General features: G+C 70.3%; 22 protein-coding genes. 16 read left to right on the top strand and 6 right to left on the bottom strand.

The window, feature by feature from the left end; all coding sequences use genetic code 11:
- Positions 1–112: 112 nt before the first annotated feature.
- Genes FHX42_RS01240 through FHX42_RS01250 form a run of 3 tightly spaced genes read right to left on the bottom strand, consistent with a single transcriptional unit; the run spans position 113 to position 2,960 of the window.
- Positions 113–961: an ABC transporter permease gene (locus tag FHX42_RS01240; RefSeq protein WP_182542261.1), complete on the bottom strand. Its 849-nt coding sequence runs from the start codon at positions 959–961 to the stop codon at positions 113–115.
- Positions 958–1,929: an ABC transporter ATP-binding protein gene (locus tag FHX42_RS01245; RefSeq protein WP_235986873.1), complete on the bottom strand. Its 972-nt coding sequence runs from the start codon at positions 1,927–1,929 to the stop codon at positions 958–960. Before FHX42_RS01245 ends, FHX42_RS01240 begins: the two co-directional genes overlap by 4 nt.
- The gene (locus FHX42_RS01250; RefSeq protein WP_182542265.1) at positions 1,926–2,960 is read right to left on the bottom strand and encodes a LolA family protein; all 1,035 of its coding nucleotides are present in this window, start codon (positions 2,958–2,960) and stop codon (positions 1,926–1,928) included. The genes FHX42_RS01245 and FHX42_RS01250 overlap by 4 nt, the downstream gene beginning before the upstream one ends.
- Positions 2,961–3,082: 122 nt before the next feature.
- Between FHX42_RS01250 and FHX42_RS01255 the strand changes: the two genes are divergently transcribed.
- The 9 genes from FHX42_RS01255 to dapC all read left to right on the top strand — a co-directional run bounded on the left by FHX42_RS01255 (position 3,083) and on the right by dapC (position 11,873).
- Positions 3,083–3,490: a (deoxy)nucleoside triphosphate pyrophosphohydrolase gene (locus FHX42_RS01255; RefSeq protein ID WP_328795832.1), complete on the top strand. Its 408-nt coding sequence runs from the start codon at positions 3,083–3,085 to the stop codon at positions 3,488–3,490.
- 81 nt (positions 3,491–3,571) lie between these two features.
- Positions 3,572–3,883: a YciI family protein gene (locus tag FHX42_RS01260; RefSeq protein WP_182542267.1), complete on the top strand. Its 312-nt coding sequence runs from the start codon at positions 3,572–3,574 to the stop codon at positions 3,881–3,883.
- 423 nt (positions 3,884–4,306) lie between these two features.
- Positions 4,307–6,214: a translational GTPase TypA gene (gene typA, locus FHX42_RS01265; RefSeq protein ID WP_182542269.1), complete on the top strand. Its 1,908-nt coding sequence runs from the start codon at positions 4,307–4,309 to the stop codon at positions 6,212–6,214.
- A 164-nt stretch (positions 6,215–6,378) separates the two neighbouring features.
- The gene (locus FHX42_RS01270; RefSeq protein ID WP_182542270.1) at positions 6,379–8,142 is read left to right on the top strand and encodes an ABC transporter family substrate-binding protein; all 1,764 of its coding nucleotides are present in this window, start codon (positions 6,379–6,381) and stop codon (positions 8,140–8,142) included.
- 52 nt (positions 8,143–8,194) lie between these two features.
- Positions 8,195–9,106: an N-acetyl-1-D-myo-inositol-2-amino-2-deoxy-alpha-D-glucopyranoside deacetylase gene (gene mshB / locus FHX42_RS01275; RefSeq protein ID WP_182542272.1), complete on the top strand. Its 912-nt coding sequence runs from the start codon at positions 8,195–8,197 to the stop codon at positions 9,104–9,106.
- Positions 9,106–9,483 carry a hypothetical protein gene (locus tag FHX42_RS01280; protein WP_182542274.1) on the top strand — a complete coding sequence of 126 codons (378 nt, stop codon included), beginning with the start codon at positions 9,106–9,108 and terminating at the stop codon, positions 9,481–9,483. Before mshB ends, FHX42_RS01280 begins: the two co-directional genes overlap by 1 nt.
- Entirely contained in the window at positions 9,480–10,241 is a 762-nt protein-coding gene (locus tag FHX42_RS01285; RefSeq protein WP_182542275.1) for a hypothetical protein, read from the top strand. The genes FHX42_RS01280 and FHX42_RS01285 overlap by 4 nt, the downstream gene beginning before the upstream one ends.
- 184 nt (positions 10,242–10,425) lie before the next feature.
- Positions 10,426–10,746 carry a ferredoxin gene (gene fdxA, locus FHX42_RS01290; protein WP_182542277.1) on the top strand — a complete coding sequence of 107 codons (321 nt, stop codon included), beginning with the start codon at positions 10,426–10,428 and terminating at the stop codon, positions 10,744–10,746.
- Positions 10,743–11,873: a succinyldiaminopimelate transaminase gene (dapC, locus tag FHX42_RS01295; RefSeq protein WP_182542279.1), complete on the top strand. Its 1,131-nt coding sequence runs from the start codon at positions 10,743–10,745 to the stop codon at positions 11,871–11,873. Before fdxA ends, dapC begins: the two co-directional genes overlap by 4 nt.
- Before the next feature lie 116 nt (positions 11,874–11,989).
- Here the strand turns inward: dapC and dapD are convergent, their stop codons facing one another.
- A complete protein-coding gene (dapD, locus tag FHX42_RS01300) occupies positions 11,990–12,976 on the bottom strand; it encodes a 2,3,4,5-tetrahydropyridine-2,6-dicarboxylate N-succinyltransferase (RefSeq protein WP_182542281.1) in 987 nt (328 codons plus the stop codon).
- Positions 12,977–13,037: 61 nt separating this feature from the next.
- Here dapD and dapE point away from each other — a divergent pair, with 61 nt between their 5' ends.
- Complete coding sequence (gene dapE, locus FHX42_RS01305) at positions 13,038–14,114, top strand: succinyl-diaminopimelate desuccinylase (protein WP_182542283.1); 1,077 nt, start codon at positions 13,038–13,040, stop codon at positions 14,112–14,114.
- 42 nt (positions 14,115–14,156) lie between these two features.
- On the opposite strand, the gene FHX42_RS01310 is transcribed toward dapE, so the two are convergent.
- Positions 14,157–15,080, bottom strand: coding sequence for a slipin family protein (locus FHX42_RS01310; protein ID WP_220479414.1), 924 nt, complete (start codon positions 15,078–15,080; stop codon positions 14,157–14,159).
- 259 nt (positions 15,081–15,339) lie between these two features.
- Here FHX42_RS01310 and FHX42_RS01315 point away from each other — a divergent pair, with 259 nt between their 5' ends.
- From FHX42_RS01315 to FHX42_RS01340, 6 genes are all read left to right on the top strand, one after another.
- Positions 15,340–16,119 (top strand): LOG family protein, encoded by a 780-nt coding sequence (locus FHX42_RS01315; RefSeq protein ID WP_182542285.1) that lies wholly within the window; start codon positions 15,340–15,342, stop codon positions 16,117–16,119.
- A complete protein-coding gene (locus FHX42_RS01320) occupies positions 16,101–16,685 on the top strand; it encodes an LOG family protein (protein WP_182542287.1) in 585 nt (194 codons plus the stop codon). Before FHX42_RS01315 ends, FHX42_RS01320 begins: the two co-directional genes overlap by 19 nt.
- 55 nt (positions 16,686–16,740) lie before the next feature.
- Positions 16,741–17,007 carry a type II toxin-antitoxin system Phd/YefM family antitoxin gene (locus FHX42_RS01325; protein WP_220479416.1) on the top strand — a complete coding sequence of 89 codons (267 nt, stop codon included), beginning with the start codon at positions 16,741–16,743 and terminating at the stop codon, positions 17,005–17,007.
- On the top strand, positions 17,004–17,420 hold the full coding sequence (locus FHX42_RS01330) for a type II toxin-antitoxin system VapC family toxin (RefSeq protein WP_182542290.1): 417 nt from the start codon (positions 17,004–17,006) through the stop codon (positions 17,418–17,420). The genes FHX42_RS01325 and FHX42_RS01330 overlap by 4 nt, the downstream gene beginning before the upstream one ends.
- A 356-nt stretch (positions 17,421–17,776) precedes the next feature.
- A complete protein-coding gene (locus tag FHX42_RS01335; RefSeq protein WP_182542292.1) occupies positions 17,777–18,112 on the top strand; it encodes a PadR family transcriptional regulator in 336 nt (111 codons plus the stop codon).
- A gap of 125 nt (positions 18,113–18,237) precedes the next feature.
- Positions 18,238–18,585, top strand: coding sequence for a DivIVA domain-containing protein (locus FHX42_RS01340; protein WP_182542293.1), 348 nt, complete (start codon positions 18,238–18,240; stop codon positions 18,583–18,585).
- Between the two features lie 39 nt (positions 18,586–18,624).
- On the opposite strand, the gene FHX42_RS01345 is transcribed toward FHX42_RS01340, so the two are convergent.
- Positions 18,625–19,413 (bottom strand): enoyl-CoA hydratase-related protein, encoded by a 789-nt coding sequence (locus tag FHX42_RS01345; RefSeq protein ID WP_182542295.1) that lies wholly within the window; start codon positions 19,411–19,413, stop codon positions 18,625–18,627.
- Positions 19,414–19,623 lie beyond the last annotated feature (210 nt).

Raw genomic sequence — 19,623 nt, forward strand, 5'->3', positions numbered from 1 at the left:
GTCGAGTGAGACACAGTCTGTCACGAACCACCGACAGTATCCGGGTAGGACCTGTGCGATTTTCCCTAAAGTTGTGCCACAACTTTAGGGAAAATCGTCGAACCCTCGGGACTCAGACGTCCCTGGTGGCCATGCGGGCGACTGTGGCCGAGACGCCGATGAGGACGTAGCACCCCGCCCGCCACAGTCCGGTGATCAGGTCGCCCGTCGGGATCGGGTCGCGCAGCACGTCGGCCACCGCGTACAGGTCGGTCGTGATCAGGAACGGTCGCAGCCACTCCAGTGCCGGGAGCTCGCCCAGCACCCCGAACACGATCAGCCCTCCCACCGTGACCGCCAGCACCACCAGCGGATGCTCGGTCAGCGCCGAGACCGCCAGCGCGATCGCCCCGATCCCGGCCATCTGCGTCATCGACCACCCGGCGGCCAGCGCCACCCGTCCGATCGCCCCGGTGAGCGGCAGCGTCGTGCCGGACAGCGTCACCAGTCCGTCACTGCCGACGATCACCAGCCCGGTGAGCACGCCGACCACGGCGATCACCGCGACCGACAGCACCGTCATCACCAGCACCCCGGTGGCTTTCACCCACACCAACCGGACCCGGCCCACCGGCGCCAGCAGCAGTCCGCGCAGCGTGCCGTGCGCGGACTCACCCGCCAGCGCGTCGGCCGCGACCATCGCCGTCACCAGCGGCAACAGCAGGCTCTGGGTCATCACGAGCGTCACGATCGGCAGCACCAGCCCGTTCCCCGCCACCGAAGCCAGCAGTGCCGGGCCGTCACCCGGCGAGGGACCGCCCGTGAGGGCGACGACCGTGCCGATCAGCACCGGCAGCGCGGCCAGCCCGAGCAGGGCGAGGAGGTTGCGCGGGCGCCGCAGCACCCACCGCAGCTCCGACAGCAGGACCCGGCCCAGCGGCGCCGAGGAGCGGTGAGTGGCGGTGGGCGTCGTCGTGGTCAAGACGTCTCCTCGGTGAGCTGGGCGAAGATGTCCTCCAGGTCGGCTCGGCCCCGACGGGCCTCGCGTACGCCCACACCGGCGTGGACGAGCGTGGCGATCACCTCGGGCGAGTCGACCTCGGTCAGCTCCACCCGCAGCGCCCCGTTCTCCCGCCGGGCCGGAATGCCCCTCTCGCGCAGCGCCTCCAGTCCGGCGACGTCGTCCGAGGCGGCGACCACGAGGTTCGGCCCGCCCGACTCCAGCAGCGTGGTGAGCTCGCCCTGGGTCACGAGGGAGCCCTTGTGCAGCACCGCGGCATGCGTGCAGGTCGCCTCCACCTCGGAGAGCAGGTGCGAGGAGACCACCACGGTCGTGCCCGCCGCGTGCAGGTCGGCGATGACCTGCCGGATCTCCCGGGTGCCCGCGGGGTCCAGCCCATTGGTCGGCTCGTCGAGCACCACCAGCTCACGCGGCACCAGCAGGGCGGAGGCCAGCCCGAGCCGCTGTTTCATGCCCAGCGAGTAGGCCCGGTACTTGCGGCCCGCCGCCGCGGCGAGACCGACTCGTTCCAGCGCGGCGGTGACGGCCCCGCGCAGGCCGGACCCGGCGAGCTCCGGCTCCGTCGCCGCGCTGCGCAGCAGGTTCTCCCGCCCGGACAGGAAGGGATGGAAGCCGGGCCCCTCGACGAGGGCGCCGACCCGGGGCAGGGCGCGGTCGACGTGCTCGGGCACGGCGTGCCCGAGCAGTTCGGCCGTCCCGGCGGTGGGCAGGGTCAGGCCGAGCAGCATCCGGATCGTGGTGGTCTTGCCCGAGCCGTTCGGTCCCAGCATCCCGAGCACGACACCGTGCGGCACGGCAAGGTCGACGTCGGACACGGCCACGGTGCGCCCGTAGGTCTTGCGAAGCCCGTGCGTGCGCGCGGCGAACTCCGCGGACCCCGGGACGGAGTCGATCGTGGCCGTCCCGGAGGTTTCGGTGGTACCGCTCAACGCGGAGCTCCCATCGCCCCGGTCAGCACCTGCTCGGGAACCGCACCGACGGCCAGGCGACCGTCGGCCGTCAGCAGCGCCGAACCGGACCGGGTCGTGACGATCCATCCCCGGCCCCAGTCCCCGCTGACCGGCTCGCCGATCCGCCGGGCGAGGTCACGTGGGTCCTTCGGACCGTCGTCGGTGCCCTGCCGGGACTGCGGCTCCTGCGGGAGGCGGGTCAGCAGGACGCTGTCCCAGCCGGCACCGACCACGCGGTGTCGCGCGCGTTCGGTTCGCTCGGGTGCCTCGGGCGTGGTCACCTTCGCGCCGGCCGGTGGGGTGAACCGGAACAGTTCGGAGTCCTGCGGCTCCAGGGACAGCTTCGTGAAGCCCGCCTTCAGAGCCGGTTGCCGCGCACCGTCGGTCTCGACCACCACCCGCAGCGGTATCCGCTTCTCGGCGCCGATCGCGATCCGCACCTCGCGCAGCACGGTGCGCTCGGTGGGCTCGGGAGTCAGGACCAGTTCGTAGGCGTCCCTGCCGGCCACGCTGGCCGTGCCGTCCACCGCGACCTCGCTGCTCTCCCGCAGCTTGGCGATCAGGTGCCGTGCCGTTTCCGCCGGGGTCGTCGCGGGTCGGTGCTCACGGGTGGCGTCCGGCCGGTACTTGGTGACGGTGCGCTCGGTGGAGCTCCACTTCCACACGGTGTCGCCGTCGTCGACGACCGTCTTCTCGCCGCCCTCGGACGGGACGGTCAGCCGGTGGCGCCCCTGGCCGTCGGACCACGCCCGCAGGGTGCTCGAACCACCCGAGAGCGGGGAGGACTCCGGCACTCCCGGGAGGGCGGGCAGCCCGAGGTCGTTGTCCACCCGGATCGTGCCCGCCATCTCCGGGGAACGCGCGGTCATGGCCGAGGAAACCAGTTCCTCCGGTTCGATCGCGGGCAGGTCGGGCTTGGCCGCGCCGGCGGGAAGGGTCAGTGCGGTCAGCCCCAGTAACCCCGCCGCCGCCCCGGCCGTCGCCGTGAGCGCGACGCTTCTGCGTTTCATGAGTCCTCCTGGTGGTCGGCCGAGCGAATCCGGACGTACTTCACAGCGTGGGCGATGAGCCGCGCGCTGGCCAGTGAACCGGGTGAATCGATCGGGCGCGGAGGCCTGGCAGGGTGGTCCGCGTGTCCGTAGCGCGAAGCCCGCGACTGCTCGTGGTGGGGGCGGCGATCGTCCGCCGAACACGGCTGCTCGCCCAGCAGCGCCGTTACCCGGCGGAAGCCGCCGGGCGGTGGGAGCTGCCCGGTGGGCGGGTCGAAGCGGGGGAGACCGAGCACGAGGCGGTGGTCCGGGAGTGCCGGGAGGAGCTGGGCATCACGGTGCTGCCCGCGCAGCGGGTGGGGGCGGACGTCGCCCTGCCCGAAGGCGTGCTGCGGGTGTACGCCGCCGCCCTCGCCGATCCGGTCGCGACGCCGCGGCCCCTGGAGCACCGTCAGGTGCGCTGGGTCGGTCGCTCCGAGCTGGCCGAGCTCGACTGGCTGGAGACCGACCGGGCGCTCGTCCCCGCGCTGGAGGCGCTGCTGCGCGAATAGGGCGCGTGCTCGGCCGTGCCGGAAATACGTGCTATCGCCCGATGTTGGTCACCGGCGCGCTTCCGGAGTTATCGTGAAAGAATGTACGTGGTACTTCAGCACTACACCGCGCCACTCGCCGATGTCGACGCTTTGTTGCCCGACCATTCCGAATGGGTCTCCCAGCATTACGACTCGGGTGACTTCATCGCCGCCGGACGGCGCCACCCGCGCACGGGGGGCGTGATCATCGCGCGGGCGATGTCCCGCGGCAGGTTGGACGCGATCCTGGCCACCGATCCGTTTGCGCTGCACAAAGTGGCAAGGCAGGAGGTGATCGAATTCCAGGCGTTGCGCACGATCCCCGAGCTGGCCCAGTACGCCGACCATCTCGCGCCGACGGGCGGGGAGTAGGCCGGAAGCGGCCCGGCGTGCACGGTGTGCGCGTCGGGACGATCGGTATCAACCGGACTTTTCACGGGTCCCCTTCGTCTCTTTTCGTCTTTTCGTCGAATACGTGGGCACCGGAGGACCCGAAGAATTCGTGAAACTTTTTCGGTGCGGCTCGCGAATATCATCTGCCTGGGGGTGACGGGGCCGAACGGGGCACCGACGTGCGGGCGGCGGGACGCGACGCGTGTTGTTCCGGACACGTGTCCGACACGGCTTTGTCAGCGTGGACTATCCTGAAAGGGACCGTCTGTCGACACCACGCCGCGCCTCGCGTGAGAAGTTTCGTCGGGGCGTGGGAGAACCACCGCGACGTACGACGCATCCGCGGCCGATCCGTCGACCTCACGGCCCGATTCTCATTTCACCTCGATCAGGAGTACTCGCGTGTCCGCCACCAGCGTCGCTGCACCGAACCAGCGCACCCGCACGGATCTGCGCAACGTCGCGATCGTCGCGCACGTCGACCACGGCAAGACCACCCTGGTGGATGCCATGCTGCGACAGTCCGGTGCCTTCTCCGAGCGTGCCGAGCACGTCGACCGGATCATGGACTCCAACGATCTGGAGCGGGAGAAGGGCATCACGATCCTGTCCAAGAACACCGCCATCCGTCGGATGACCGAGGACGGGCCCGTGACCATCAACGTGGTCGACACCCCCGGTCACGCCGACTTCGGCGGTGAGGTCGAGCGTGGCCTGTCCATGGTCGACGGGGTGGTGCTGCTGGTCGACGCCAGTGAAGGCCCGCTCCCCCAGACCCGGTTCGTGCTGCGCAAGACGCTGGCCGCCGGGCTGCCCGTGATCCTCGTGGTCAACAAGGTCGACCGGCCCGACGCGCGCACCGCCGAGGTCGTCGACGAGACCCACGACCTGCTGCTGGACCTGGCCACCGACGTCGGCGCCGACGAGTCCGTGCTCGACATCCCCGTGGTCTACGCCTCCGCCCGGGCGGGCCGCTCCAGCCTGACCCAGCCGGAGCAGGGCGAGCTGCCCGCGGACGAGGACCTGACCTCCATGTTCGACACGCTGCTCGGGCACGTCCCGGCCCCGGTCGGCGACTGGGAGGCGGCGCCGCAGGCGCTGGTGACCAACCTCGACGCCTCCTCGTACCTGGGCCGCATCGCGCTGTGCCGGGTCTACTCCGGCAAGCTGCGCAAGGGCCAGACCGTCGGCTGGTGCCGCGAGGGCGGCAAGGTGGAGAAGGTCCGGCTCAGCGAGCTGTTCGTCACCGAGAACCTCGACCGGGTGCCCGCCGAGGAGGCCTCGGCCGGAGACATCGTGGCGATCGCGGGCATCCCCGACATCACCATCGGCGACACCCTCGCCGACCCCGAGAACCCGGAACCGCTGCCCCGGATCACCGTCGACGCCCCGGCGATCTCCATGACCATCGGCACGAACACCTCGCCGCAGGCCGGGCGCATCGGCGGCACCAAGGTCACCGCGCGACTGGTCAAGAACCGGCTGGACTCCGAGCTGATCGGCAACGTCAGCATGCGGGTCGTGCCCACAGAGCGCCCGGACACCTGGGAGGTCCAGGGCCGTGGCGAGCTGGCGCTGGCCGTGCTGGTGGAAACCATGCGCCGGGAGGGCTTCGAGATCACCGCCGGTAAGCCGCAGGTGGTCACCCAGACCATCGACGGCAAGCTGTGCGAGCCGTTCGAGCGGCTGAGCCTGGACGTGCCCGAGGAGCACCTCGGCGGGGTCACCCAGCTGCTGGCCTCCCGCAAGGGACGCATGGAGAGCATGGACGGCCACGGCACCGGCCGGATCAAGATGGAGTACGTGCTCCCGTCGCGCGGGCTGATCGGTTTCCGCACCGACTTCCTCACCGAGACGCGGGGCGGCGGTATCGCCAACCACGTCTTCGAGGGTTACTTCGGCTGGGTCGGCGAGCTGCGCACGCGCAGCAGCGGTTCGCTCGTGGCCGACCGGTCCGGTCCGGTGACCACCTACGCGCTGCTGCAACTGGCCGACCGCGGCACCTTCTTCGTGGAGCCGACCGCCGAGGTCTACGAGGGCATGGTCGTGGGGGAGACCTCGCGTCCGGAGGACCTCGACATCAACGTGACCAAGGAGAAGAAGCTCACGAACATGCGGTCCGCGGCCGGCGAGGAGCTGGAGCGGCTGGCTCGTCCGCGCACCCTGGGTCTGGAGGAGGCCCTGGAGTTCTGCTCGGCCGACGAGTGCGTCGAGGTCGGACCGAACTCGGTGCGCGTGCGCAAGATGACCCTGGACGGCAACCAGCGTTCCCGCGAGCGTTCCCGCTCCAAGGCCCGCGACCAGGGGTGACCGCCCCTGTCCGGTGGGTGTGGGTGGTTGCCGTCGCAACCACCCACCCCGCTGTGGTCGCCCCGCCGCTCCGGTACGGGCGGGTGGAGCGATCAAGCGCTCATGAGAGGCTGAGCATTCCGGCCGGGGGCTGAGCAATGCCGGACTCGTGAGGGGAGTTTCGCTTGAACGCGCACCGGGGACGACGCCGCCCGCTCACCGCGGCCCTCCTGCTGCTGACGTTGAGCGTGCTCGCGGGATGCACGAACGCACCTCCACCGCCGCTGGTGAAACCGTCGCCGTCGTCGTCGCCGACGACCGTGCCGAGCAAGCCACCGAAGCCGAAAGAGGTGGTCGTCGGCGTCGGCGAGTTGCGGGGCGGGTTCAATCCGCACGCGCTGGCCGACATCTCCCCGGCGACCCGGGCGTTGTCGAGCCTGATGCTGCCCTCGGTGTTCGAACCGGGGCCGGACGGGAAACCGCGGCTGAACACGATGCTGATGGAGTCGGCCGAGGTCGTCGACGACGGCAAGGGCCGGGAGTCCGGGCGGTTCACCGTCCGCTACCGGATTCGCACCGACGCGGGATGGTCGGACGGGGCGCCGCTCGCGGCCGAGGACTTCGTCTACCTCTGGAAGCAGCTGCGCTCCCAGCCGGGAGTGGCCGAGCCCGCCGGCTACCGGATGATCCACGACGTCAACTCCCGCCAGGCGGGCAAGACCGTCGAGGTGTCCTTCTCCCGCCCCTATCCCGGCTGGAGGCAGCTGTTCGACAACCTGCTGCCCGCGCACCTGCTCCAGGACGCACCCGGGGGCTGGGCCGACGCGCTCGACGACGGTTATCCCGCCTCGGCCGGCCCGTACGCGATCCGCCGGGTCGATCTCGATCGCGGCGAGATCGTGCTCATGCGCAACGAGCGCTACTGGGGGCCTCCGGCCAAGACCGATCGCATCGTGCTGCGCGCCAGTGATCAGTCCGGTCAGGTCGAGGCACTGCGCAGTGGTGACACCGGGGTGGCCCTGTTCCGGGCCGACGCCGCCACCATGGAGGACCTGCGCGGGCTCGGGGACTCGGTGCGGTTGAGCACCGTGCCCAGCCCGGCGACCACGCAGTTGCTGTTGCGTCCGAACAGCCCGCGCCTTTCAGACCGGCGCGTGCGTGAGGCCGTGGTCGCCGCGCTGGACCGCGAGGCGCTCATCGACGTGGGAAGCGGCGGTGGGCCCGGGCGGCAACTGCCCGCCCACTCCCAGGTGCTGGCGCCCTCCGAGAGCGGCTACCAGCCGACCGAACCCGCCGGCACCTTCTCCGGCGCGCCGAAACCGCAGCGGGTCGCACGCCTGCTCACCGAGGCCGGGTACCGGCGCGACGGCGATGTCTGGAGTCGTGACGGGCACCCCCTGGAACTGGTGATCGCCGCGCAGTTCCGCAGCGAGCACTACGTCAGGCTCGCCGAGGCGACGGCCGACCAACTGCGCGAGCAGGGCATTCAGGCGAGGGTGATCACACCGAGGGGCGACGAGCTGTTCGGCAGCATGCTGCCTTCCGACCCGCTCGCCGAGGGGAAGCAGCGGGCGACCGTCGACATGGCGATCACGCCGCGCCCGGCCGGAGGAGATCCGGCCTCGATGATGGCCTCCCGATGGGGCTGCCCGGCGACGAGTCCCTCCGGTGGGCACTCCTTCCCGCACAACATGGCGGGATTCTGCGATCCGCTGCTGCAACCGACCATCGAGGCCGCGCTCAGCGGTCGCATCCCGTTCTCCGAGGCCTCGTCCCGGGTGGAGTCCACCCTGTGGGCGCGGGCCGTCGCGCTGCCGCTGTACCAGCACGCCCAGGTGCTGGCGATCAGCCGCGAGGTCAAGGGGGTCGAGCAGGGCAACGGCTTCGCGAGTCCCCTCGACACGGCGGGGAACTGGATCGGGGCCCCCGCCGAGACCTACGACTGGTAGCCCTCGCCGAGCCGTTGACGTGGCGATACGCGCGGGCAATTAGGCTGGACCGGTGACGCTGACGGCCCCACCACGGTTGCTGCTGGTACACGCACATCCCGATGACGAGACGATCTGGACCGGCGGGACCATCGCCCGTTACTCCGCGAGGGGCGTGCAGGTGATCGTGGTCACCTGCACCCTCGGCGAGGAGGGCGAGGTCATCCCCGACAGCCTGCGCGGCCTCGACTCCGACCAGGCCGACCAGCTCGGCGGCTACCGGGTCGGTGAGCTGCGCGGCGCCTGCGCCGCGCTCGGCGTGGCCGGACACCGTTTCCTCGGCGGTATCGGTCGCTGGCGCGATTCCGGCATGACCTGGAAGGAACCGGGACGTGCCGAGGCACTGACCGACGCCCACCCCCGCGCCTTCGCCCACGGCGATCTCGAGGAGCAGTCCGGGGCCCTGGAGGAGATCCTGCGCGAGATCCGGCCCCAGGTCGTGGCGACCTACGCCGCCGACGGCGGCTACGGGCACCCCGACCACGTCCGTGCCCACGAGGTGACCACGGCCGCCGCCGACCGGGTGCCCGACGTGCTGCGGGTGTTCCACGCGGTCCCGTCCCGGGACACCACCCGCCGGGGACTGCAAGGGCTCTCCGAGGCGCGGGGACTGCCGTTCACGATGCCCCGCGCGCACGAGCTTCCCCAGGTCGACGACGAGTCGATCACCACGGTGGTCGACGTCGCCGAGCACCTCCCCGCCAAGATCAGCGCCCTGCGCGCCCACGGCACCCAGGCCAAGGTGTGGCTCGACGAGTGGGACAACGGTGCCGGCGTCGCGGCCTACGCGCTGTCCAACGACGTGGCCCAGCCCGTCGTCGGCACCGAGCACTACGTCCTGGCCAGGGGGGACCCCGACGGCGCCGGCAGCGACCTGTTCGGCGGCCTGGGGGTCAGCGGGACCGAACCGACGGGTGGCCGCTGATGCTCGACCGGGTCACGATCGGCGCCCTGCTGCTCGACGCCGTACTGCTGGCGATCCTGGAGCTGCTGTTCCTGCCGTCCTACATCGGCCAGGTGCAGTTCCCGATCACGGCGGCGGTGGCGGCGGTGACCACACCGCTGCTGGTCTCGCAGGCGGCTCGGCTGTCCTCCCGACCCGGTGTCGTCGCCGCGCCGCTGATCGTGTGGTTCGTGACGCTGTTCGTCTTCGGCGCCTTCGGTCCCGGTGGGGACGTGCTGTTGCTGGGCGGGGACTGGCGCACGTACCTGCTGCTCGGGGCGGGTGCCGTGCCCGGTGCGCTGATGCTCGGGATCGTGCGGGGCCGTCAGACCGTCGAGGGGGTCGGGAGTCCGCGATGAGCGAGGTGGTGACCGACGAGCGGATCGCGGGACTGCTGCGTCCGTTCGTCCGCGCCTCCGCGCCGGTGTTGCGGACGCTGCGCGAGTCCGATCCGCTGCTGCTGCGACGTGGCCGGGAATCGACCGAGCCCGCCGAACCCGGCAGGCTGGGCGGGGTGCGGCGGCGCCTGGACTCGGTGCGGCTGCCCGGTAGTTCGGCCTGGGACGCGATGACGGTCGGACAACGATGTGACTGGTGGGTCGAGCGCGTCGGGCGCCTGCTGGCCGCCGTCGCCGGACTGCCGCGCTTCGGCGGCGTCATCACCTCGCGGCTGCCCCTGCGCAACGCCCTGGGCACGGTCGGCCAGGTGCTGGTGCTGTCGGCCATCGCCGCCGAGCACGGCGTCACCGACCGCACCGTGCAGGTCCGGATGATCGCCCGGGTCCTGTTCGACCGCGACCTGTCCGACGCGCTCGCCTCCGGAGCGGGATCCGCCGAGCGGGACGAGGCTCGTACCGCCGACCTCACCGGGGACCTGGAGAGGTCGAACCGGGGACGCACGAAGTCGAAGGCGGTGGTGCGCACTGTGTGGCGGATGGCGCGGGCGCTGTGGGAGATCGACTCCGAGCTCGACAAGCGGCCCCAGGGGCGCTTCTACCACGAGGCGATCGGTTCGGTACCCGTCGTCGGGGTCGTGGGTGGTTACCTGGGCGAGCGTTCGGGACTGCGCCGGGTGGCCCGGCACGGGGAGCGGTGGATCCGGCGACACGGGACGTGAGGACGTGTTCTCGATCACCGGTTCGTGGCGTTTCCCGAGCGGGACGAGGCCAGTAAGGTCACAGTGATTCCGTGCAGTGGGAGCCACTTACGTACGCGGGGGCTCAACGAGAGATACTGGTAGTAAGCCGCGTGCGGGGACTTCGCGCGCGCGAACGGTAAACGCTTCAAGCAGGAGAGCAACAGTGACCTACGTGATCGCCGAACCTTGTGTCGACGTGCTCGACAAGGGGTGCATCGAAGAGTGCCCCGTCGACTGCATCTACGAGGGCGGGAGGATGCTCTACATCCACCCCGACGAGTGCGTCGACTGCGGCGCCTGCGAGCCGGTGTGCCCGGTGGAGGCCATCTACTACGAGGACGACGTCCCCGAGGAGTGGACCTCCTACACCCAGGCCAACGTGGACTTCTTCGACGAGCTGGGCTCGCCCGGCGGTGCGGCCAAGGTGGGCAAGGTGAACAAGGACGTCGAGCCCGTCACCAGCCTGCCGTACCAGGGCGAATGAGTTCGCCGGACTCGCGGTCGCACGCGGGGGGACGCGGTCCGGCGCTGCCGGACTTCCCCTGGGACTCGTTGTCCGAGCAGACCGCCGTCGCCAAGGCGCACTCGGACGGCATCGTCAACCTCTCGGTGGGGACACCGGTGGACCCGGTGCCCCCGCGGCTGCGCCGAGCGCTGTCCGAGGGTGCCGACTCACCGGGTTATCCCGCCACGCACGGAACCGCCGAGCTGCGCCGTGCCGCGGTCGAGGCGCTGCGCCGTCGTCACGGCGTGGCCGACCTCGATCCCGAGGCGGTACTGCCCACGATCGGGTCGAAGGAACTCGTGGCGTGGCTGCCGACGCTGCTGGGTGTCCGGCCGGGCGAGCAGGTGGCGATCCCGGAGCTGGCCTACCCGACCTACGAGGTCGGTGCCACGCTCGCGGGCGCCGAGACCGTGCGCACCGACGCCACTCACGCCCTGGGGCCGGCCCGGCCGCCGTTGCTGTGGTTGAACTCCCCGTCGAACCCCACCGGCAAGGTGCTGCCGATCGAGCACCTGCGCAAGGTCGTGGAATGGGCGCGGGAACGCGGCACGGTGGTGGCCTCCGACGAGTGCTACCTGTCGTTGGGCTGGGAGAGCGAGCCGGTCTCGTTGCTGCATCCCGCGGTGTGCGGAGGCAGCTTCGAGGGACTGCTCGCCGTGCACTCGCTGTCGAAGACCTCGAACTTCGCGGGCTACCGCGGCGGCTTCGTCACCGGTGATCCCGAGCTGGTGCGGAGGCTGCTGGAGGTGCGCAAGCACTCGGGCATGATCGTGCCGCGCCCCGTGCAGGACGCGATGACCGTCGCGCTCGACGACGACGAGCACGTGCGTGAGCAGCGCGAACGCTACGCCTCGCGGCGTGCGCTGCTGTGGCCGGAGCTGGAACGCGCCGGATTCACCGTCGAGCACTCGCAGGGCGGGCTCTACCTCTGGGCGACCCGGGGCGAGTCGGCCTGGCGAACCGTGGAGTGGCTGGCCCGGCGCGGCGTCCTCGTCGCTCCCGGATCCTTCTACGGTCCCGGCGGTGAACAGCACGTGCGCATCGCGCTCACGGCCTCGGACGAGCGCATCGCCGCCGCCGCCGACCGCCTGAGCGAATCGGGGTGAACGGACCGTTTTGGCGGTGAGAGTGCCAAAACGGTCCGTTCACCCCCGACTGTTTTTCACGAAGCGGCGCAGCCGCTTCGCGTCCCCGCACGCAGGTCGACCCGGGATTCGCCGGATCAGTCGTTGGCGTGGAGGGCGGCGTTGAGCTCGATCCGCTCGCCGGTCCGGGCAAGGGCTTCCACGGCTCCGGTGCCGGAGTTGCGGCGCAGCAGCAGGCCGTCGGAGCCGGAGACCTCGCTGGCCTTGGTGATGGTGCCGTCCGGCAGGGTGATCTTGGTTCCGGCCGTCACGTAGAGCCCGGCCTCGACCACGCAGTCGTCGCCCAGCGAGATGCCCACGCCGCCGTTGGAGCCGATCAGGCAGCGCTCACCGACGGAGATGACCTCCTTGCCCCCACCGGAGAGGGTGCCCATGATCGAGGCGCCGCCACCGATGTCGGAGCCGTCGCCGATGACGACCCCGGCGGAGATGCGACCCTCCACCATCGAGGCACCGAGGGTGCCCGCGTTGAAGTTGACGAACCCCTCGTGCATGACCGTGGTGCCTCCGGCCAGGTGCGCGCCCAGGCGAACCCGGTCGGCGTCACCGACGCGCACTCCGGAGGGAATGACGTAGTCGACCATCCGGGGGAACTTGTCGACGCTGTAGACCGTCACCGCACCGCGCGCCCGCAGTCGCAGGCGGGTGGCCTCGAAACCCTCCACCGGGCACGGGCCGTGGTTGGTCCAGACGACGTTGGACAGCAGCCCGAACATCCCCTCGAGGTTCTGGCCGTGCGGCCGAACGAGCCGGTGCGACAACAGGTGCAGCCGCAGGTAGAGGTCGTGGGTGTCGGCGGGCGCGTCGGACAGGCGTTCCACACCGGTGCGCACGGCGACCACCTCGACACCGCGGGCGTCGTCGCGCCCGAGCAGGTCGGCTCCGCCCTCCCCGAGCGACCGAGTCGCTTCGTCGTGCGACAGCCGGGTGCTGCCGACCTGTTCCGGTTCGCCGAGCTTGACGGTCGGGAACCAGGTATCCAGCACCGTGCCGTCGTCGGTGACGGTGGCCAGCCCCACGCCGTGGGCCCCGGTGGTCTGCGGATCAGGACTCTGGCTGCTCATGGTGAAACCGTAATCGGCGCAGCTGCTGCGGACAGCGCCGGGGCGGGTAGCCTACGGGGTCGTGACCGCGCGTTTGGATCTCTCCGCCGACCCCGTCGAGCTGACAGCCGCGCTGGTGGACGTCCCCAGCGTGTCCGAGCAGGAGTCCGACCTCGCCGATGCCGTGGAAAAGGCGTTGCGCACCCAGGCTCCGCACCTGGAAGTGGTGCGCAACGGGGCGGCCGTGCTCGCGAGGACGAACCTGGGGCGGGACTCGCGGGTGCTGCTGGCCGGACACCTGGACACCGTGCCGATCAACGACAACCTGCCCTCCCACCGCACCGGTAGCGGCGACGAGGAGATCCTGCACGGCTGCGGCACCGTCGACATGAAGGGCGGTGACGCGGTGATGCTGGGCATCGCCGCGTCGCTGACCGAACCGCGCCACGACCTGAGCTTCGTCTTCTACGACTGCGAGGAGATCGCCGCCGACCGCAACGGGCTCAACCGCATCGAGCGCGAGCTGCCGGAGTGGCTGACCGCCGACCTGGCCGTCGTGTGCGAGCCGTCGAACGCCTCGATCGAGGCCGGCTGTCAGGGCACCATGCGCGTCGAGGTGCGCACGCACGGGCAACGCGCCCACAGCGCCCGCGCGTGGATGGGGGAGAACGCCATCCACGCGGCCGAGCCGGTGTTGCGCCGGCTCCTCGACTACACCCCCCGGCAGCCGGAGATCGACGGACTGACCTACCGGGAGGGGCTGCAGGCGGTGCGCATCGAGGGCGGCGTGGCGGGCAACGTCGTCCCCGACTCCTGCGTGGTGACGGTGAACCACCGCTTCGCCCCGGACACTTCCGAGGCCGCGGCCGAGGCACATCTGCGTGAGGTCTTCGCCGGTTTCGACGTGACGGTGGTGGACGTCTCGGGAGGAGCACTGCCGGGGCTGGCCGAGCCCGCCACCGCCGAGCTGGTGACGGCGGCGGGTGGACGGCCCGTGGCCAAGCTGGGTTGGACCGACGTGGCCCGTTTCGCCGCGCACGGGATGCCCGCCGTCAACTTCGGCCCCGGATCGCCGTCGCTGGCCCACACCCAGCAGGAGCACGTGCACACGGCGGACGTCCGCCACTGCGCCGACGTCCTCCGTCGCTTCCTGGTCTGAAGCTCCCCGCGCGCTCTGCGCGAGCCGGCGTGAGGGAAATCCTCAGGAGATGCCGTGGGTGGTGGGAGGTGTCGGCTCCACGGGGACGTCGTTGTTCGGCGTTCGCGGTCGCGGCGCCGTCGCCCGTGGCTCCGCCCCCGGTTCGACCGTCTCCGGCACCGTCACCTCCGGCTCGTCCTCGCTGCTCCGCTCGGCGGTGGCTTTGGCCTGCCCGTCCGTGGCCTGGTCCATGAACCGCAGCAGCTCGACCGGGAACGGCAGCACCAGCGTCGAGTTCTTCTCGGCGGCGACCTCGACCACGGTCTCCAGCAGCCGCAGTTGCAGTGCCGAGGGCGTGTCGGACATGACCTCGGCGGCCTCGGAGAGCTTGCGGGAGGCCTGGAACTCGCCGTCGGCGGAGATGACGCGCGAGCGCCGTTCGCGTTCGGCCTCGGCCTGGCGGGCGATCGAGCGCTTCATCGACTCCGGCAGCGAGACGTCCTTGATCTCCACCCGGTCGATGTGCACGCCCCAGCCCAGCGCGGGGTTGTCGATCATCACTTCCAGGCCCTGGTTGAGCCGCTCCCGGTCGGACAGCAGGTCGTCGAGGTCGCTCTTGCCGATGATCGAACGCAGCGAGGTCTGGGCGACCTGCCCCATCGCGTACAGGTAGTCCTCCACGTTGATCACGGCACGTGCCGGGTCGATGACGTTGAAGTAGATCACCGCGTCGACCTTCACGGTCACGTTGTCGCGGGTGACCCCCTCCTGGGCGGGGACCGGCATCGTGACGATCTGCATGCTGACTTTGTGCATCCGGTCCATCCCGGGGACGATCATCGTCAGACCCGGCTCGCGCACCTGCCGCTGCAGGCGCCCGAAGCGCAGCACGACGCCGCGTTCGTACTGCCTGACGATCCGCGCGCTCGCTGCGAGGCAGACCACCCCGAAGATCAGGATGATGATCAGCACGTTGATGAGGATCATGGCGGGCTCCCGACTTGCGTGCGTTGCTGCCCGCCGACCGGCCGGGGCCGTTCGCCGTGGTCCAGATCGCGGTGGTCGAAGTGGGCCCGCCGACACGGGTCCAGGCTGCCGGCGTCATCCGATACCCGCATACTACTCCGTTTGCACGCTGCGTGAAGACGTCGGCGCCCGGTGATGTCGGGGGGCTGTCGACCGCTGAGCACTTCGCGGAGGCGGGCGGCTCATCCGGGATTCACCCCGGCTGCTTAAGCTCACGGGTATGACGAGCCCGTGGGACGCACCGAACGGCGAGGAACGGCCCGAAGAGAAGCGGCGCGGACCGGTGGTGGTGCGCCGATCCCGGCTGGGGGATCCGTCCACGACCGACCAGCGGCTGCTCGACTCGCGCGGTCCCACCGACTGGGTGCACACCGACCCGTGGCGGGTGCTGCGCATCCAGTCGGAGTTCGTCGAGGGTTTCGGCGCACTGGCCGAGGTGCCGCGGGCCACGACCGTGTTCGGCTCGGCCCGAACGGCCCGCGAGCACCCGGAGTACGAGGAGGGGGTGCTGCTGGGGGCGGCCCTGGCCCGCGCCGGATCGGCCGTGATCACGGGTGGTGGCCCCGGAACGATGGAGGCGGTCAACCGGGGAGCCTCCGAGGCGGACGGCCTGTCGATCGGTCTGGGCATCGAACTGCCCTTCGAGCAGGGACTCAACCCGTGGGTCGATCTCGGGGTCAACTTCAGGTACTTCTTCACCCGCAAGACGATGTTCGTCAAGTACGCTCAGGCGTTCGTCTGCCTGCCCGGTGGGTTCGGCACACTGGACGAACTGTTCGAATCACTGACACTGGTGCAGACCAAGAAGGTCACGAAGTTCCCCGTGGTGCTGTTCGGACGTTCCTACTGGCAGGGCCTGTACGACTGGCTGCGGGGCACCATGATGGCTTCGGGCAAGATCGGCGAGCGGGACCTGGCGCTGCTGCACCTGACCGACGACGTCGACGACGCCGTGAGCGTCGTGGAGGAGGCATACCGGGCATGGGAGGAAACGCACTGAGCGAGGGAAGGCCCGCGGACGGGTCGGTGGCGGTCTGCGTCTACTGCGCGTCCAGCCCCGTGGAGCAGCGCTACCTGGACCTGGCCGCCGAGGTCGGCTCCGGCGTCGCCAAGCGCGGCTGGAACCTGGTCTCCGGTGGTGGCAGGGTCTCGATGATGGGCGAGGTCGCCCGCTCGGCCCGCCTCGGCGGTGCGCGCACGGTCGGAGTCATACCGCAGGAGCTGGTGGATCGCGAGGTGGCCGACACCGCGGCGGAAGAGCTGCTGGTCGTGGACGACATGCGCGAGCGCAAGGGGCTGATGGACGCCCACGCGACGGCCTTCCTCGCGCTGCCCGGCGGTATCGGGACCTGCGAGGAGCTGTTCGAGGTCTGGACCTCCCGCTACATCGGGATGCACACCAAGCCGGTGGTGCTGCTCGACCCCGACGGCCACTACCGGGGGTTGCTGGAGTGGGTGCGCGGACTGGCCGGGACCGGTTTCGCCAGCCAGCGATCGCTCGACGCCCTGACCGTGGCCACCGACGTCACCACCGCACTCGACGCCTGCGCGGGCTCGGCGAGCTGAAGTTGTGGTGGCGGTGAGTTCGCCTGTCCTTTCCTGGAGTCCGGACTGTCTAGATATGAGCGAGGAGGTGGCTGTGCATTGGCAGCTCCAGGAGGCGGAACAGCGCTTCAGCGAAGTACTTCGCTGTGCGCACCGTGGCGGTGCCCAGTTCGTCAGTCGTCATGGCGAGGATGTCGCCGTGGTTCTCGGTATCGAGGAGTACCGGCAGCTGAGCGGTTCCGACTTCAAGTCCTTCCTGCGTTCGGGACCGCCGTTGGACGATCTCGCTCTCACCAGGTCCGGTGAGCTGCCTCGGGACATCGATTTCCCGGCTGACGCATGACGTATCTGCTCGGCACCAACGTCGTTTCCGAATCGCGACGGCGGCGCGCGGCTGATCCTGCCGTCATATCGTGGTTCGAGTCCGTTCCCGAGGATCAGCTTTATCTGAGCGTACTCACAGTCGGCGAGGTCAGCCGAGGGATTGCTCGTTTGCAGCGCCGTGATCCGCAGCAGGCCGAAGTGCTTCGGCAGTGGCTGTACGAGCTCCGAGACTCGTACAGCGACCGGATCGTGCCGGTTATCGCTGAAGTCGCCGATGAGTGGGGGAGGCTCTGCGTTCCGGATCCTCTCCCCGTCGTGGACGGCTTGCTGGCGGCTACGGCGAAGGTGTTCGGTTGGACGTTGGTGACTCGCAATGCCTCGGATGTGTCCGTTGCCGGTGTCTCCGTGTTCAATCCCTTCGGAACTTGGTAGTCCGGCCTCGGAGCGGGGCGGTTCAAGTCCTTCCGGGTGACCGGTCCGGTGGTGGCGGGGTGGTGTCGGTTGCGTGACGGTTTCCTTCGTGAGCGTGCGTTGCCGCCGCGGACACCGCCCGTGAAGTAGACCGCTTCGGTGACGAACGAGGCGACTTCACCCGAATGGCGTAGAGTCCGGTACGGGACGATCATCCGCTGCGCTCCTTTCCGCTGGCCCGGCCTCGTCGGCCGGCCCGGCTCGATCATCGCGAGCGCTGTGATCGAGGACATGCCACCGGTGACCCGTTTCGGGACTTCGGTCCCTTGTCGGCGGGACGGTGACAGTAGCCCCAAATAACCGTAGAGTCGCTACCTGTGAAAGCTGATGCTCTACGCGGTCACCTGGACGGATTACTGCTGGCCACTCTCGACGGCAGGCAACTCCACGGATACGCGATCATCGAGGCGCTGCAACAGCGCAGTGGTGGTGCTGTCGACCTGCCGACCGGCACCGTGTATCCGGCCCTGCGCCGCCTGGAGCGGGCCGGGCACGTGCGCAGTGACTGGAGCACTGTCGGAGGGCGGCAACGGCGGACTTACCGGCTGACGCAGTCCGGGATGCGCACCCTGCACGACGAGAGGCGTGCCTGGCGCGAGTTCACCTCGGCCATCGAGGGAGTGCTCGGCAGCGAAGCGGCCGCCCCTGTGTAGAGAGCCCCGTGGAGAGGCCTGCGTAGTGGTGCGGGTGGGAACTCCGACCACCGCAGGACGTCCGGACCGCCGTCTCCACGGAGGTGCTCCGCGCTCCGGTGGGGGTTCGTGCCAGGATCTGTGCCGTGGCTAGCGCACTCATCTACCTCGTCGTCGTGCTCGCTGTCGCCGCGGTGGTCTACCTGCTCGCGTCCGTGGTCTTCGGCCGTGGCGAGGAAATGGAACCGTTGCCTCCGGGCTCGACACCGACCCGACTGCCGCCGACGGACGTGGCGGGGTCCGACGTGCGAGCGTTGCGGTTCCAGCAGGTCTTTCGCGGGTACAAAGCCGCCGAGGTCGACTGGGCGCTGGAGCGGACGGCTTCCGAGATCGACGAGTTGCGCGGCCGGATCGCGGCGCTCGAACGACAACTGGAGACCGCCGAACAGGTTCGCGGCGCTCCCGGCGACGCCCCCGCGCAGGACGGGGAGTGAGCAGGCGCTCCGCGGGCGACGCCGGAGCGCCTCCGGCCGTCAGTGCCCGGTGAACTCCGGGGATCGTTTGTTGATGAACGCCGAAACCGCCTCATGGTGGTCGGCGGTGCCGCCGGACTCGGCTTGGGCTCCCGCCTCGACGGCCAGCGTCTCGTCCAGGCCCTCCGCGGCCGCCGCGAGCATGGTTTCCTTGATCCGGGCGTAGGCGCTGGTCGGACCGGTCGCCATCCGCTCGGCCAGTTCGGTGGCCGCATCGGTGGTCGTGCCGGGCGCGGCGACGCGGTTGACCATACCGATGCGCAGTGCCTCATCGGCCATGACCGGTTCGGCCAGCAGCAGCATCTCCATCGCACGCCCGTAGCCGACCAGCCGCGGCAGCGTCCACGAGGCACCGGAGTCGGTGGACAGGCCGACGCTGGCGAAGGCCATGAGGAACTTCGCGTCCTCCGAGGCCACCCGAAGGTCGCTGGCGTAGGCCAGTGACGCCCCCGCACCGGCCGCGGTGCCGTTGACGGCCGCGATCACCGGTTTCGGCATCGTGGTCACCGCGCGGATGAGCGGGTTGTAGTGCTCCTCCACCGTCCGTAGAGGAGTGGGGTCCTCGGCCTCCAGCATCTCGGCGTGCTCCCTGAGGTCCTGGCCCGCGCAGAACGCCTTACCGGCCCCCGTGATCACCAAGGCGCGCACGGCGTCGTCGGCCGCCGCCTCCCGCAATGCCTCGATCAGGCGCTGCTTGAGCTCGACGGTCAGGGAGTTGAACGACTCCGGACGGTTGAGCGTGAGTCGTCGCACACCGTGGGCGTCTTCGATCAGCAGTACGTCGGACACGTCGGGACCTTTCGTCGACAAACACCGGGCGCTGGAGCGCCTCCGTGGGGGCGGGCGATGGGCGAGCATTTCCACAGTAGACGAGGCGTGGGAGGTCGGCCGTCGTCGGAGCCCTGCTGCCGAGTAGACGGTTCGCTTGACGAAATCGCCACGTTCACGCCCGCAGCACCTGTTCTGCGACGCCGAAAAAACCGCACGGCGCGGGAGTCT

It is taken from the genome of Halosaccharopolyspora lacisalsi, from assembly GCF_014137975.1.
In the GTDB taxonomy this organism is placed as follows: Bacteria; Actinomycetota; Actinomycetes; order Mycobacteriales; family Pseudonocardiaceae; genus Halosaccharopolyspora; species Halosaccharopolyspora lacisalsi.

Excerpts from the sequence above, each read along its gene's own strand:
- FHX42_RS01250 (WP_182542265.1), bottom strand. The coding sequence starts at position 2,960 with ATGAAACGCAGAAGCGTCGCGCTCACGGCGACGGCCGGGGCGGCGGCG.
- FHX42_RS01260 (WP_182542267.1), top strand. The coding sequence starts at position 3,572 with ATGTACGTGGTACTTCAGCACTACACCGCGCCACTCGCCGATGTCGAC.
- FHX42_RS01280 (WP_182542274.1), top strand. The coding sequence starts at position 9,106 with ATGCTCGACCGGGTCACGATCGGCGCCCTGCTGCTCGACGCCGTACTG.
- FHX42_RS01285 (WP_182542275.1), top strand. The coding sequence starts at position 9,480 with ATGAGCGAGGTGGTGACCGACGAGCGGATCGCGGGACTGCTGCGTCCG.
- dapC (WP_182542279.1), top strand. The coding sequence starts at position 10,743 with ATGAGTTCGCCGGACTCGCGGTCGCACGCGGGGGGACGCGGTCCGGCG.
- dapD (WP_182542281.1), bottom strand. The coding sequence starts at position 12,976 with ATGAGCAGCCAGAGTCCTGATCCGCAGACCACCGGGGCCCACGGCGTG.
- FHX42_RS01310 (WP_220479414.1), bottom strand. The coding sequence starts at position 15,080 with ATGATCCTCATCAACGTGCTGATCATCATCCTGATCTTCGGGGTGGTC.
- FHX42_RS01315 (WP_182542285.1), top strand. The coding sequence starts at position 15,340 with ATGACGAGCCCGTGGGACGCACCGAACGGCGAGGAACGGCCCGAAGAG.
- FHX42_RS01320 (WP_182542287.1), top strand. The coding sequence starts at position 16,101 with ATGGGAGGAAACGCACTGAGCGAGGGAAGGCCCGCGGACGGGTCGGTG.
- FHX42_RS01325 (WP_220479416.1), top strand. The coding sequence starts at position 16,741 with ATGAGCGAGGAGGTGGCTGTGCATTGGCAGCTCCAGGAGGCGGAACAG.
- FHX42_RS01330 (WP_182542290.1), top strand. The coding sequence starts at position 17,004 with ATGACGTATCTGCTCGGCACCAACGTCGTTTCCGAATCGCGACGGCGG.